Origin of the sequence: Bombilactobacillus mellis, assembly GCF_000967245.1 — a bacterium.
GTDB lineage: Bacteria > Bacillota > Bacilli > Lactobacillales > Lactobacillaceae > Bombilactobacillus > Bombilactobacillus mellis.
Genome location: NZ_KQ033878.1, coordinates 444,034 through 457,990, shown reverse-complemented (window position 1 = coordinate 457,990; position 13,957 = coordinate 444,034). Strand labels below are relative to the sequence as shown.

Annotated in this window: 15 protein-coding genes and 5 tRNA genes; 17 read left to right on the top strand and 3 right to left on the bottom strand. The window is 36.5% G+C overall.

The genetic code is table 11. The annotated features are described in order from the left end of the window. The first annotated feature begins 42 nt into the window (after positions 1-42). Positions 43-115, top strand: a tRNA-Thr gene (locus tag JG29_RS06430). 269 nt (positions 116-384) lie between these two features. On the opposite strand, the gene JG29_RS06425 is transcribed toward JG29_RS06430, so the two are convergent. Then, the gene (locus tag JG29_RS06425; RefSeq protein WP_045923125.1) at positions 385-822 is read right to left on the bottom strand and encodes a GNAT family N-acetyltransferase; all 438 of its coding nucleotides are present in this window, start codon (positions 820-822) and stop codon (positions 385-387) included. Between the two features lie 8 nt (positions 823-830). Continuing rightward, positions 831-1,193: a DUF488 domain-containing protein gene (locus tag JG29_RS06420; protein ID WP_045923431.1), complete on the bottom strand. Its 363-nt coding sequence runs from the start codon at positions 1,191-1,193 to the stop codon at positions 831-833. A gap of 46 nt (positions 1,194-1,239) precedes the next feature. Here JG29_RS06420 and JG29_RS06415 point away from each other — a divergent pair, with 46 nt between their 5' ends. From JG29_RS06415 to JG29_RS06385, 7 genes are all read left to right on the top strand, one after another. Continuing rightward, positions 1,240-1,863 (top strand): DNA-3-methyladenine glycosylase, encoded by a 624-nt coding sequence (locus JG29_RS06415; RefSeq protein WP_045923124.1) that lies wholly within the window; start codon positions 1,240-1,242, stop codon positions 1,861-1,863. 77 nt (positions 1,864-1,940) lie between these two features. Then, on the top strand, positions 1,941-3,425 hold the full coding sequence (locus tag JG29_RS06410) for a peptide MFS transporter (protein WP_045923123.1): 1,485 nt from the start codon (positions 1,941-1,943) through the stop codon (positions 3,423-3,425). A gap of 89 nt (positions 3,426-3,514) precedes the next feature. Beyond that, positions 3,515-3,597: transfer RNA gene (locus JG29_RS06405), tRNA-Tyr, on the top strand. 76 nt (positions 3,598-3,673) lie between these two features. After that, positions 3,674-3,747 (top strand) — tRNA-His (locus JG29_RS06400). A 9-nt stretch (positions 3,748-3,756) separates the two neighbouring features. Next, positions 3,757-3,828, top strand: a tRNA-Gln gene (locus JG29_RS06395). 125 nt (positions 3,829-3,953) lie between these two features. Next, complete coding sequence (locus tag JG29_RS06390) at positions 3,954-4,652, top strand: GntR family transcriptional regulator (RefSeq protein ID WP_045923122.1); 699 nt, start codon at positions 3,954-3,956, stop codon at positions 4,650-4,652. Between the two features lie 15 nt (positions 4,653-4,667). Continuing rightward, on the top strand, positions 4,668-6,104 hold the full coding sequence (locus tag JG29_RS06385; protein ID WP_045923121.1) for an O-antigen ligase family protein: 1,437 nt from the start codon (positions 4,668-4,670) through the stop codon (positions 6,102-6,104). 76 nt (positions 6,105-6,180) lie between these two features. Here the strand turns inward: JG29_RS06385 and JG29_RS06380 are convergent, their stop codons facing one another. Continuing rightward, positions 6,181-6,900 (bottom strand): WecB/TagA/CpsF family glycosyltransferase, encoded by a 720-nt coding sequence (locus JG29_RS06380; RefSeq protein ID WP_045923120.1) that lies wholly within the window; start codon positions 6,898-6,900, stop codon positions 6,181-6,183. A gap of 82 nt (positions 6,901-6,982) precedes the next feature. Between JG29_RS06380 and JG29_RS06375 the strand changes: the two genes are divergently transcribed. The 9 genes from JG29_RS06375 (at position 6,983) to JG29_RS06335 (ending at position 13,955) form a co-directional block, all read left to right on the top strand. Then, the gene (locus JG29_RS06375; RefSeq protein WP_045923119.1) at positions 6,983-8,050 is read left to right on the top strand and encodes a glycosyltransferase; all 1,068 of its coding nucleotides are present in this window, start codon (positions 6,983-6,985) and stop codon (positions 8,048-8,050) included. A 22-nt stretch (positions 8,051-8,072) separates the two neighbouring features. Further along, positions 8,073-9,548, top strand: coding sequence for a nicotinate phosphoribosyltransferase (locus JG29_RS06370; RefSeq protein ID WP_045923118.1), 1,476 nt, complete (start codon positions 8,073-8,075; stop codon positions 9,546-9,548). 15 nt (positions 9,549-9,563) lie between these two features. Further along, positions 9,564-10,379: an ammonia-dependent NAD(+) synthetase gene (gene nadE / locus JG29_RS06365; protein WP_045923117.1), complete on the top strand. Its 816-nt coding sequence runs from the start codon at positions 9,564-9,566 to the stop codon at positions 10,377-10,379. 16 nt (positions 10,380-10,395) lie between these two features. Then, the gene (locus JG29_RS06360; RefSeq protein ID WP_045923116.1) at positions 10,396-10,833 is read left to right on the top strand and encodes a hypothetical protein; all 438 of its coding nucleotides are present in this window, start codon (positions 10,396-10,398) and stop codon (positions 10,831-10,833) included. Positions 10,834-10,881: 48 nt separating this feature from the next. Beyond that, a tRNA-Leu gene (locus tag JG29_RS06355) sits at positions 10,882-10,968 on the top strand. Positions 10,969-11,183: 215 nt separating this feature from the next. Then, the gene (locus JG29_RS06350; protein ID WP_045923115.1) at positions 11,184-11,384 is read left to right on the top strand and encodes a cold-shock protein; all 201 of its coding nucleotides are present in this window, start codon (positions 11,184-11,186) and stop codon (positions 11,382-11,384) included. A 105-nt stretch (positions 11,385-11,489) separates the two neighbouring features. Beyond that, positions 11,490-12,122, top strand: a complete 633-nt coding sequence (locus tag JG29_RS06345) for a glycoside hydrolase family 73 protein (protein WP_232297098.1) — start codon at positions 11,490-11,492, stop codon at positions 12,120-12,122. 127 nt (positions 12,123-12,249) lie between these two features. Further along, a complete protein-coding gene (locus tag JG29_RS06340; protein ID WP_045923114.1) occupies positions 12,250-12,825 on the top strand; it encodes a xanthine phosphoribosyltransferase in 576 nt (191 codons plus the stop codon). An 11-nt stretch (positions 12,826-12,836) separates the two neighbouring features. After that, a complete protein-coding gene (locus JG29_RS06335) occupies positions 12,837-13,955 on the top strand; it encodes an ATP-grasp domain-containing protein (protein ID WP_045923113.1) in 1,119 nt (372 codons plus the stop codon). Positions 13,956-13,957 lie beyond the last annotated feature (2 nt).

Below are 13,957 nucleotides of genomic sequence, written 5' to 3'. Positions count from 1 at the left end.
GGCAAGGTCGGGTTTCCGGCTTTTTTTGTAATTTTAGTTTGAGCCAGCTTAGCTCAGTTGGTAGAGCATCGGTGTCGTAATCCGGGGGTCACAGGTTCGAGCCCTGCAGCTGGCATAATTTATTTGTTGCAGATTTTTGTTGCAGTTCTTTTGCTTACTTCTCTGTTTTTTTGTAGAATTGCAGTGTACATTTTTATGTACATCTCCCCACTCTTTATTGGGATTTCACAGCCACATTTTCCTATTTCTTAGGAAAATGTGGCTTTATTTTTATTAGTCTTAAAAAAGAATTATGATTATTTATCTGTTTTTATTGGTCTAGTAATAAATAAAAAGTAAAAGCCGGATTATCTATGATATTCCAGCTTTTTTATTTATTAATGACTATTTTGGTAAAGATTTAATCATTTCGTGGTGTTTAATCCCAGCATCTAAATATTGAGGACCATTGACTTTAAAACCTAATTTAAGATAAAATCCTTGGGCTTGATCCTGGGCTCCTAAAACTAAATAAGGTATCTGCTGTTTTAAGGCCTGTTGCTCAATATATTTCAATACTTGCCGAGCATATCCTTGCTGACGATAAGGCTGTAAAACGGCTACTCTTTGAATATGCCAGCCTCCATCACTCGTGACATAAGTGCGCGCAGTGGCTAAAGGAAGTTTCTCATTATAGAGTACGTAATAGCAGCAGTCATTTTCGTGTTCATCGATCTCCAGATCGTTAGGAACATGTTGTTCTTGGACGAAAACTTTTTGCCGAATTTTTAAACTATCTTGATAAATAGTTGAATTAAGGGATCTAGTACTGATAATTTTCATCGAAGCACCTACTTTAATTGTTGTTTAACAAAATTATAAAGAACTACAGCTTGATTATGTTGTTGATCTTTGGCACCATAAAGTAAAATTACATCTTCAGTTTTTAAATGCTGTTGAACTAACTGTATAAATTGGGAAGTTTTGGGGTTGGCTTGTAACTCCAAGTTATATTTTTCAGCAAATATGGGAAATTTTTGGGGTTCATGATTAAACCAACTGCGCAATTCGTTACTGGGAGCAATATCTTTAAACCAATAATCTAAATGAGCATTCACTTTGGAAATTCCCCGCGGCCAAAGACGATCAACTAAAATCCGATAGCCAGCAGTATTTTGGGGCTGCTGATAGATACGCTCTAATTGTAATCTCATAATTTCATCACCATTCTTAATTTTATCATCATTAAAGGAAGATAACATGACTATTGAAAATTTTTTTGCTAAGGCAACTACCGATATAATTACGCAAAACTTGTTGGGACATGAATTATTATACCAATCTCCAAAAGGAGTGGTCGGTGGCTTAATTGTTGAAGCCGAGTCGTATATGGGTATCAAAGATTCAGCGGCTCACTCCTTTCAAGGTCGCCGCAGTCCCAGTAATGAGGCCTTGTATGGCCCTGCAGGAACGATTTATATTTATTCAATTTATGGACATTATATGTTTGATATTGCAACTCAAGCAGCCGGAGAGCCGCAGGGGATTCTGATTCGCGCATTACAACCTACACAAGGAGAAAAAATTATGGAACAGAATCGCCATTTAAATGGCTATAATCTGACTAATGGCCCAGGTAAATTAATGGCCGCTTTAGGTATCAATTCTTTTGCATTGAATCAACAATTATTGTCACAATCGCCGTTAAGTGTCTCACCTCAGCGTAAAAAAGAGCCCCGTCGTATTATTGCTGCACCACGGGTTAATGTCAGTGCCGGTGCTTGGCAAAATCGTCCGTTACGTTTTTATGTTGCCGGAAATCCTTATGTATCAGGCACTGCTAAAAGAAGCTGGGAGTTGTCAACTTGGGGATGGCTTAATTAAATGTAGAGTGATTTTTGACTTTTATTCTAATAAATATTAGAATTAGAAGATACTATTTAGTTTTAGGAGAAGTGTGAATGTCTACTAAAGGAAAAGAAAAAAAATTCTTCGGCCAACCTTATGGTTTGTCGACCTTATTTATGACTGAATTTTGGGAAAGATTCAGTTATTATGGTATGCGTGCGATTTTGCTATACTATATGTATTATGCGGTTAGTCAAGGGGGATTAGGATTTGATCAAGTAACCGCAGTTTCTATTATGTCCATTTATGGTTCTTTAGTTTATATGACGAGTGTTTTAGGAGGATTTATTAGTGATCGTATCCTAGGAAGTCGCCGTACTGTTTTTTGGGGCGGCGTCTTAATTATGTTTGGTCATATTTTCTTATCTCTGCCGATGGGACAGCCGACTTTATATCTTTCCATTTTATTTATTACCATTGGAACCGGCTTATTAAAACCCAATGTGTCAGAAATGGTCGGCGGCTTGTATAGTGAAAATGATCCTCGGCGTGATGCGGGTTTCAGTATTTTTGTAATGGGAATAAATTTTGGTTCCTTATTAGCCCCTATTATTGTTGGTCAGGCTTGGAAGTCTTTTAATTTTCATGTAGGTTTTTCTCTAGCTGCAGTTGGAATGTTCTTTGGTTTAGTTACTTATTATTTTCAAGGTAAAAAATATTTACCCGATAATAGTTTGCAAGCACCTGATCCGCTATCAGCAGCGGAATTGAGAACTTTCATTAAGCGGGTTCTTTGGTGTGTCGTTGGTATTGCCGTTATTTTTGTAATTTTGCTGGCGATGCATGCAGTGAATATTAAAAATATTATTTCGTTATTCACATTTTTGGGTGTTGCTTTACCAATTGCTTATTTCGTGATTATTTTATCGAGTAAAAAGGTTACTAAAATTGAAAAATCTAGAGTGCGGGCTTATATTACTTTATTTATTGCTGCAGTTATTTTTTGGGCAATTGAAGAGCAGGGCTCCACAGTTTTAGGTTTATTTGTAGCCAATAATACTCAATTAAATGTAAATATTAATTTTCTCGGTTTTCATTTAGATAAGTTAGTTCCTAGCTGGTTCCAATCGTTGAATCCGTTGTTTATTGTTTTGTATACTCCAATTTTTGCTTGGTTGTGGACAAAATTAGGCCAAAAGCAGCCATCTTCGCCAGCTAAATTCTGGTTAGGTTTAATGATTACCGGTTTTTCTTATTTAGTACTTTTGATTCCGATCATGACCAGTCATGGTAATAAGGTTAATCCTTGGTGGTTAGTTTTAACTTGGGGAATTATTGAAATTGGGGAAATGTTGATTTCTCCTATTGGACTTTCTGTCACAACAAAATTAGCACCTAAAGCATTTTCTTCAGAAATGATGAGTATGTGGTTCTTAGCTGATGCTGCGGGACAAGCAATCAATGCGAAGGTGGTTCAATTTTATCCAGGGCATCAAATGGCATATTTTGGCGTAGTGGGAATTGTTGCTATCGTGTTTGCAATTATTCTGTTATTAATTACTCCAAGAATTGAAAAATTGATGGCCGGAGTTAATTAAATCAAAATACTACTTAAGAATTTTAAATTAGGGCTTGCAAAATGGTCATAAATTTATTATTATATTTATTGTTCTTAAGTTAGTATTCAGGAAGGGTAGCGAAGTCTGGCTAAACGCGGCGGACTGTAAATCCGCTCCTTCGGGTTCGGTGGTTCGAATCCACTCCCTTCCATTGAGAGTTGGGCAAGGATAACTTTTCAAGACCTTTCAAACAGTTATGGATTGAATGTATAATTCTTGTCTTGGTGGCGGTATTGGTGAAGCTGGTTAACACACCGGTTTGTGGCACCGGCATACATGAGTTCGAGTCTCATATACCGCCCTTTATGAATGGGTTATAGCCAAGTGGTAAGGCAATGGACTTTGACTCCATTATGCGCTGGTTCGAATCCAGCTAACCCAATATTTAGCTGAAACGGAAGTTTCAGCTTTTTTATTACTAAAAGGTCGACTTATTTTAATAATTCAATTAAAATAATGATATCTACGGCAAGTTAATGTTTGAGAGGTATTAAAGGAGACTGCGTGTTGAAAGAGCCTATTTACGTCCGTATTCATAACCAAATTCGGCAAGATATTGCTGCTAATAAGTGGCATATTGGTCAACGGATTCCTTCTGAGCGGGATTTGGCTCAACAATTTCAGGTCAGCAGAATGACGATTCGTCAAGCTATTCAAACGTTGGTAGATGAGGGGATTTTGCACCGAAAACTGGGTTCAGGCACGTATATTGCTAGTCGCAAAGTTCAAGAAAAGATGTCAGGAACGACTAGCTTTACTGATATTATGCTGTCGCAGGGCAAAAAGCCATCAAGTAAGCTGGTTTCTTATTATCTGACTGATCCCACTTCTAGTGAAAAAGAGCAGTTACAGTTAGATTCTAAAATTAAGATTTTGCGTATGGAAAGAATTCGTTTAGCCGATGGAGTTCCTATTTGCTTTGATATTACTTCCATTCCGGCTGATATTATTGCTCCTATTAGTCGCCCAGAGATTGTTCGCTCTTTATATCACGCATTGGAAAAAAATGGCTACCATTTAGGCCATGCTTTTCAGACAGTTTCTGCTATGCTGGCTTCAGAAAAAGTTTCAGATTTATTAAGAATTAAAAGGGGTGCATCCATCTTGCGTTTACGACAAGTTACAATGTTGGATAATGGTCGCCCCTTTGAATATGTTCGGGCTCAATATGCCGGTGAACGTTTTGAATTTTATTTAGAAAGATAACTGGAGTTTTATATTTTGAAAACAATTGATACAGCTAAATTTAGTGTGATGTTACTAATTTATATTCTTATGCAACCGGTGCTTGATGTTTTGACTGGTTGGCAAACGCGGTTGATGCCCCATTTTGGCCTAACAGTAGGCGTTGTTGTGCGGGCAATAATGTTAGTCGTTATTCTCTATTTTATTTATTTATCAATTAAACAACGTAGTCGCCCCATCGATCGTTATGTCCAGATTTATTTTATTTTACTAGCAATCGTGTTGCTTATTAATTTAATTGTTAACAAATTAAATAAGCCTGTATTTGCTACTTTTACAGAAGTAGCAGCGCTGTTTAAAAGTGTTCATTACCTTGTTATTTTAATAGGTTTTTATTATGTTTTTTGTAATTTAACTAAAAATCAGATTCAGCAATTGCTGCCGCGCATAGTTTACTGGGCAGAGATGATTATTAATGCAGTCATGCTTTTGGCAGCTGTTACCCGGACTGGTTTTTCCACTTATCCGCAAGGTAAATTAGGCCAAACTGGTTGGTTTAATGCTGGTAACGAACTAGGAGCTATTTTAGCTATTACTTTTCCCTTAGTTATTTTGTATGCTTTTCAGAGTAGTCAGCAAACAGGCCGTTATTGGAGTTGGCTGGGAGTTGCTTTAGCAGCAGTCTCGGTAATTATGGTGGGAACTAAAAGTTGTTTCTACGGGATGATTATTGGTTTGGTCTTTGCTTTTATTTACCAATTTATTTTTTATAAGCGCAAGGCAAACACACATAAAATTAAGCGTAATTTGATGATTAATTTTATGTTGTTGTGTTTAATTACTGTAGGAATAGCTGGAACTTATCCATTATCGCCGGTACGTAACAATGGTGTGATTCAGGCGAAAATCATTAAAGAAAATCAAATCAATAAGTTAAGATTATTACACCGAAAAAAGCATCATAAAAAATTGGATCATTATGAAAAATTTTTGTTAAAGAATCAAGAATTAGGCAATCCTTTATTGGCCAAGCTGTTAAGTGGTCGTACCAATTATTTTGTATTTAATAGTCAGAATTTTAAGAAAGCCCCCTTATCGCAAAAATTATTTGGCATGGGTTATGGCAGTAATTACCGTAAACACCCGCGAACGGTGGAAATGGATTGGTTTGATCTCTTTTTCCAGTTTGGAATTATTGGTTTTGTTGTCATTATTTTACCTTTATTAGTGGCGATAGTATATTTAGTGTTTGAATTTTTCCGCTATTTTACCAGTGATATGGTGCAGGATAACTTGCTTTTTTATGTGGCAGTGGCTATTGGAATTTTTATGTCACTTTTGGCGGGACACGTGTTGAATGCCCCGGCTGTAAGTATCTACTTTAGCATGATTGTGGCTTATTTGGTCAAGCAACCTGCTATTAATCGGCGTTTATTCAACGTAAATAATAAAACGATTAATAATCTCTTATGAGTTATTAATCGTTTTAATTATTTGAAAGTTGCTTATCTTTTTTCCTTTTATTTTGGTAATATAAACATGAACATTATTATTTATTATAGTTATGTTTAACTAGATAAATAAAACGTGGTAAATTTTTAAAACGGCTCAGGCGGGAAGGATGACTCAGAAAACGATAAAGCCATTCCAAATTGAGCTTTTGAAAAAGCTGGGGAGCCCGTTTAACTGATCCGGATAAAACATCAAAGCTGCCTCCAACACCAATCCAAACAGCTGGGGCTAACTGCCGGTTGCGGGCAATAAATTGTTCTTGCTTGGGATATCCCAAAGCAACTGCTACAATATCCGGCTGGGCTGCTTTAATTTCAGCACTAATGGCTTTTTCATCAGTAAAGTACCCGTCATGAGCACCAACAATTTCTAAGTGGGGATATTTTTTTTGAATATTGACAACAGTTTTTTGAAGTACTGCCTTTTGGGCCCCTAATAAATAAATTTTAAGCTGGTGCTGATTAGCAAGCTCCAACAAACTAACCAGAGTATCAAAGCCGGTGATTCTTTCTTTTAAAGGCTGCTTGATGATCTGACTAGCTTTAATGATGCCAATTCCGTCCGGAGTAATATAGTCGGCGGCTGCAATCAGCTGACGAAATTGTGGATGATCATATGCATAAACTGCAATTTCCGGATTAGCGGTAACAATAAAGGTGTTTTGTTTTTGCTGAATACGTTGAGTTAAAGCCAGCAGAAATTGTTGATTAGTAGTATTAATAAATGGTAGGTTGAGGATGGTAACTGTTTTACTCAAATTTAATTTCGACTCCTTATCTGATATACTTAGTTTACGATAGATAAGATGTTTAAACAATCGATTGAGAGGAATAAAGCCTATGAAGATTTTACAGGTTAACGCAGGTACTGAAAATGGCGGTGGTCGAACAATTATCATAAACTTAATCAGAGCGTTAAGAAAAAATAATATTGACGTTCAATTATTAGTTTTTGAAAAAGGTCCTGTAGCAGATTGGGCGGCTAAATATAACATTCCCACAACCGTTATGAATCAAGAAGGAAGACTTGATTTAAGAGTTGTTCATCGTTTGCGTAAATTTATTGTTGATAATAAAATTGATGTTGTGAATACACATGGACCGCGGGCTAATTTTATTATGAGTTTAGTCTCTAAAAAAGTAAAAACCAAATGGGTTGTTACTATTCATAGTAATCCGTTATTGGATTTTTCTGATAATATTAAAGGTAAGCTGTTAACTCAAATGAATATACGAGCTCTTAAGAAAGCTGAGCACTTCATTTTAATAACACCCAAATTTCAACCGGTGTTAGAAGAAATAGGTATTGATAAAAATAGAATGGGGTCTATTTTTAATGCAATGGATTTTTCCGAGAAATTGCCGCAAACTGTCCACCATGATGTGTTTTCTTTAGTTAATGTGGCGCGACTAACGCCGGTTAAGAATCAGGCATTGCTCTTAAAAACTTTGGCTCAAGTAGATTTTGATTTTCGTCTTAAAATTGTTGGTGACGGAGAACTTCGTAAGCAACTTCAAGATTTGTCCAGAAACTTGGGCTTAGAAACAAAAGTAGAATTTACCGGATTCCATGATGATACCTCTTCTTACTATCAGAAATCAGATTTGTTTATTTTAACTTCTAATTCAGAAGGTTTTCCCTTAGTCTTGTTGGAGGCCGCTAATTTTGGGATACCTGCAATTGCTACAGATGTCGGATCTTGTGATCAGATGATTTCTGACGAAACTGGTTGGTTAATTCCCCCTGCCAATTCGGATAAATTAAAAGAGGCCTTGGTTGCTGCTTATAAAAAATGGCAGGAAGATCAATTACGACCAATGGGACAAAAATTTTATCAATATTGTTCTCAGAATTTTTCTAGTCAGCGTTTATCTCAAGCTTTGATGGATGTTTATCAAAGTCTTTAATTAAAAAGGTAGCGAAATAAAAATGAAAATTAATAATTTAGATGATGGCTTAGCTTTGCATACGGATTATTATATTTTAAATATGATGTACACTTATTGGAAGAAGGGTATTAATAAGCAAAGGGCAGTTTTTGAATGTTATTTTCGCCATAATCCTTTTAAAAACGGTTATGCGGTTTTTGCCGGTTTGCAACAGATAGTTTCTTATTTACAGAATTTACATTTTAGTGATAGTGATATTGACTATTTACGAGCAAATGGTGAATTTGATGAAGGTTTTTTGCAATATTTAAAAAATATTACCTTTAGTTGTGATGTTCGCTCAGTGGTAGAAGGTGATTTAGTTTTTGCCAACGAGCCGATTTTTCAAGTTGAAGGTCCCTTAGATCAGTGCTCGTTAGTTGAAACTGCTGTTTTGAGTATTTTGAATTATCAAATTTTAATTGCGACTAAAGCTGCTCGAATTAAATCGGCTGCCGGCACTGACACTTTATTAGAATTTGGATCCCGCCGCGCTCAGGAATTAGAAGCTGGTCTCTGGGGCGCTAGAGCTGCTTATATTGCAGGATTTGATGCTACAAGTAATGTTCGGGCCGGAAAATTGTTCAAGATCCCGGTAGCCGGAACTCATGCTCACGCTTTAGTACAGTTTTATCAGAATGATTACGATGCTTTTAAAGCCTATGCACAAACCCATCATGACTGTACTTTTTTAGTTGATACCTATGATACTTTAAAAAGCGGTGTTCCGAGTGCAATTAAGGTTGCTAAGGAAATGGGAGATAAGATTAGTTTTCAAGGAGTTCGTATTGATTCGGGGGATATGGCCTATATCTCCAAAAGAGTGCGGGAAAAACTGGATGATGCGGGATATACTGATACTAAGATTGTGGCTTCGAATGATTTAGATGAAACTACCATTCAAAATTTGAAAATGCAGGGAGCCAAGATTGATACTTGGGGTGTAGGGACCCGCTTAATTACCGGTTATAATCAACCAGCTTTAGGTGCTGTTTATAAAATGGTCGCTATTGAAGATAATTATGGTAATATGCTTGATACTTTAAAATTGTCTAGTAATGTAGAAAAAATTAGTACGCCGGGACAAAAGCAAGTTTGGCGCATCACAAACAGTAAAAAGGATAATAAATCTGAAGGTGACTATATAACATTAAAGGATGAGCAACCGAATAAATTGTCACAATTGCATATGTTCCATCCCCAATATACTTACATCAGTAAGACTATTACTGATTTTAAAGCGCGGCCGATTTTACAAAAAATTTTTGAAAATGGACATTTGGTTTATGATTTACCATCTTTAGAGCAAATCCGAACTTACTGTCGGCAAAATTTGGACTCTTTGTGGGATGAATATAAGCGTGATCTGAATCCGCAAAATTATCCTGTAGATCTATCACAAAGATTGTATGATCATAAAAAGCATTATATTGAATATGTTCATCAATGGGTTAAAAATATGGGCACTGTCGATTAAAGGGAGAAGTTAAAAATGCGGCCACTACAAAAACAAATTATAGACTATGAAAAAGTCAAACCTCAGATTGATCCCGAGGCAGAAATCAAACGTTCTGTGAATTTCTTACAAGATTTTTTACTGCAAAATCATTTGCAAACTTTAGTTTTAGGTATTTCTGGCGGTCAAGATTCTACTTTGGCCGGACGTTTATGCCAACTGGCAGTTGAGCAGTTGCGGCAAAAGACTGGCCAACAGCAATACCAATTTGTAGCGGTGCGTTTACCCTATGGTAAACAAGCTGATGAAAGTGATGCACTGGCGGCGTTATCTTGGATGAAACCTGATCAAGTACTGCGGGTTGATATTAAGCCAGCGGTGGATGCGACCGTAGCAAGTATTGAAAATAATAAATTAGAAATTTCTGATTTTAACAAGGGAAATATCAAAGCCCGTCAGCGTATGATTGTTCAGTATGCCATTGCTGGTGACTTAAAGGGTTGTGTAGTCGGTACCGACCACGCCGCGGAAAATGTTACCGGCTTTTATACAAAATACGGCGATGGTGCTGCAGATTTAACGCCTTTATTTCGCTTGAATAAGCGTCAAGGGCGGCAGTTATTGGCAGCTTTAAGGGCACCATCTCAGCTTTATACTAAAGTACCGACAGCGGATTTAGAGGATCAACGACCGGGCTTGGCAGATGAAGCGGCTTTGGGTGTCAGCTATGAGGACATTGACAACTATTTAGAAGGTCAGGAGATTTCCGCACAGGCGGCCCAACAGATTGAAACCTGGTATCAAAAAACGGCTCATAAAAGGCGCTTACCTTATACCGTATTTGACATTTAAAAAAGGAGAATAGCTAATGAATCGTATGCAGCAACGGGCTGCTAATTATGCTCGCGTCTTGAATGATGTTATTGAAAAAATGCAGTCCATACAAGATGATTTAAACCCCAAATTTGAAAAGATTAAAACAGCGCTGGCGGCTGGTAATTTAACTGCGATGAAATCTTCAGAATATTTAAAAATCCAAGGAGATTTTCAGCGGGGAACCGATGATTATGGCAAATTGGCAGAAAAGTTGCATTCCGTCAAAGCACCTGCAAAATTGATGGGAATTCATTTATCTTTAGTTCAGGCTTTACAGAATTATACGCAGGCTTGTCAAAACATGATTGAAAGTATGAAAGATGATCGGACAGTGGATGAGTCTGCTTTTCAAGCTGCCGAAGAAGCTCAGGATCTGTATTTAGATAAAATTAGCAAATATTTGATGAAAATGGGTCAATTAAGTCAATAAGATCTTGCAAAATGTGACAATTAATACTACAATATTTAAGTGTTCACTGCGGGTATGGCGGAATTGGCAGACGCGCAAGACTAAGGATCTTGTGGAGAGGTAATCTCCGTGGAAGTTCGAGTCTTCTTGCCCGCATCTAGGCACAAGTAATTAACCGATATCAATAATTATTGATGTCGGTTTTTATTATTCGTTTTATAAAGGATTTGCCATATTTGAGTTTGCATGATTTGGGTTTGCATGTTATTATTAACTTGTATTTTTGAATGGTCATGGTTCGATGGTTCATGTGTAACTAACTTCCAGTGCCACAAAGAAATGCAAAAAGTAGTTTTAGGAGGATTGTTCACATGGAACATGGAACAGTAAAATGGTTTAACGCTGAAAAAGGTTATGGTTTTATTACTCGTGAAGATGGCAGTGATGTTTTTGTTCACTTTTCTGCTATCAATGGCGAAGGCTATAAGACTTTAGAAGAAGGTCAATCAGTGACTTTTGATATCGAAGAAAGCGACCGTGGCCCACAAGCTGTTAATGTTGATAAAGACTAATAAGTATGATTGGAAGTTTTAAAACCAGCCGCAAGGCTGGTTTTTTTATACCCCAAGTCAGTATTCAATGTTATGATAAGGGTAATTTCTTGGGAGAACTGAAAATTGGCAAAAAGAAAATTAATGACTAAAAAACAGCGGCGGACTTTAGCAACTATTTTTGCAAGTATGATTGCACTGATCGCCTTGATTTTGGCTTTTTTGCTGGTAAGAAATTTTATTCGACAAAATTCTTCTTTAGCTCAGCCGCCGATTCAGGTAAAAAGTATCCGACAACAGCATGAAGAATTTATTCAAAGTATTGCCCCCGCGGCCGTTAATTCTAGCCATAATTACGGAATTTTGCCTAGTATTACGATTGCCCAAGCAATTTTGGAAAGTGACTGGGGTCAAAGCCAATTAGCCAGTAATTATCATAATTTATTCGGGATCAAAAGTGATGATCCCAATAATTCCCAATTATTGGAAACGCAAGAGTATCAAAATGGACAGTGGATAACTATTTCTGCACGTTTTCGGGTTTATGCCAGTTTTGAAGAGTCAATTCAAGATCATGCTGCCCTATTAGCTAACGGAACGACTTGGAATAAGCAGCAGTATCAACATGTTTTAGCTTCGACTAATTATTTGGAGGCGGCTCATAATTTACAGCGTGATGGTTATGCGACTGACCCCGATTATACACAAAAAATTATTCAAATTATTCAAAAATATCATTTGGATCGCTATGATCATTAGTATTAACTAAAAAAGCAGTTATTGTTATTGGCAGTGAAGTTGAAGGTGGCAGTTGGCAGGATCGACTTTTGTCAAAGGCCGAGTCCTGTTAAAATGAAATAAACTAAATTTTTAAGGGAGAAAAACTGTGAAAGAATTAGAAGAACGCATTCAAAAAGATGGTCGTATTTTAGGAAATGATGTTTTAAAAGTTGATAGTTTTTTGAATCATCAAGTCGATCCGGTCTTAATGCAAAAAATGGGGCAGGAATTTTATAATTATTTTCACAACAAACCTATTACTAAGATTTTAACAGTAGAATCTTCAGGAATTGCCCCCGCAGTAATGACCGGCCTAGAATTTAAAAAACCGGTAATTTTTGCACGTAAGCATAAATCAATTACAATGAATAATGATACTTATATTGCTGATGTCTATTCTTTTACTAAAAAAACTACTAATAAAATTAGTATTGCAAAACATTTTTTAAATGAAGAAGATCATGTTTTAATTATTGATGATTTTCTAGCTAACGGTCAGGCGGTTTCGGGGTTAACCAGTATTATTAAACAGGCTAATGCGACCCTAGAAGGTATTGGCATTGTTATTGAGAAAACTTTTCAAAAAGGACGGCAATTGATTGATCAGCAAAATATTCCCATCTTATCTTTAGCTAGGATTAAGGCATTTAAAAATGGTCAGGTCGTCTTTGCCGAAGAATAGGAGAAATGGTAATGAGTTTTATGGGTCCCGCAAGTACGATTGGGATTATTGGTGATGGCAGATCAACCTTTTTGCTAGCACAACAGGCTTTAAAAATGGGATTTCATGTTGTGATTTTAGCAGAACATTCAGCATTAGCTGCTCAAAAAAATGTTCAACTAATAAACGGCTCCAGCCAAAATATGCAGGATTTGCAGGCGTTATTTTCTCAAGTGGATTTAGTTATTTATGATAATGAGAATTTGCATTTAGATTCACTAGAGCAAATTTCAGGTCATGAAAAATTAATCCAAGGAACAGAGTTATTAGATTTGGTGCAAGATCGCTATCTGGAAAAAAGTTTTTTAAATAATCATAATTTGAACGTGGTCCCTTTTGCTGCGGTTGTTAACGATCAGGACTTACGTAAAACCGTAGAAGAAATTGGTTTTCCTTGTATTTTAAAACCAATTCAAAAAGATATTGATTTCTTAGATGGAGTTATTTTTAAAAATCAAGCACAAGTAGCTGCTTATCATCTGCCACGGGGTTCTTTTATTCTGGAATCTTTATTAGATATCAAAAAAGAAATGATTGTTTTGGCCAGTAAAGATGCTTATGGCCAAATTAATGTTTATCCGTTAATTCAGATGACATCGCAGGATCGCTGGTTGTATACTGCTTTAGTGGAACAACAGCCCAATAGTATTTTGCAAACCGAAGTTCAAGAGATTGCACAAACTATTGCTGCTAATATTAATTTTCAGGGACTAATCGCAGTAAAATTGTGTACTACCAATTCCGAGGTTTTGTATGTTGAGCGAATTTACGCCGGGACTATCTTTGCGGCCAATATTTATCAAGCCGTAACTGCATATTCGCAAGAAGAACTTTTTTTGCGCAGTTTATGTGATTGGCCCTTACCGCAAGTGACTCCGCTAACTAGTGGGTGTAATCTAGTAGTAACGAAAGATAATTTAGCTTTAGCAGTTACTGAATTAAAACAGCATCCGCAGTGGCAATTAACTTTGCTTCCGGAACAATTAGAGGATGATTATTTGAACCCTTACTTAGGAGTCGTAACTGTTTTAGGAACTAACTATCAGAAATTGCAACATTATATTAATTCATCAAAAATATGGAAGGTGTAACT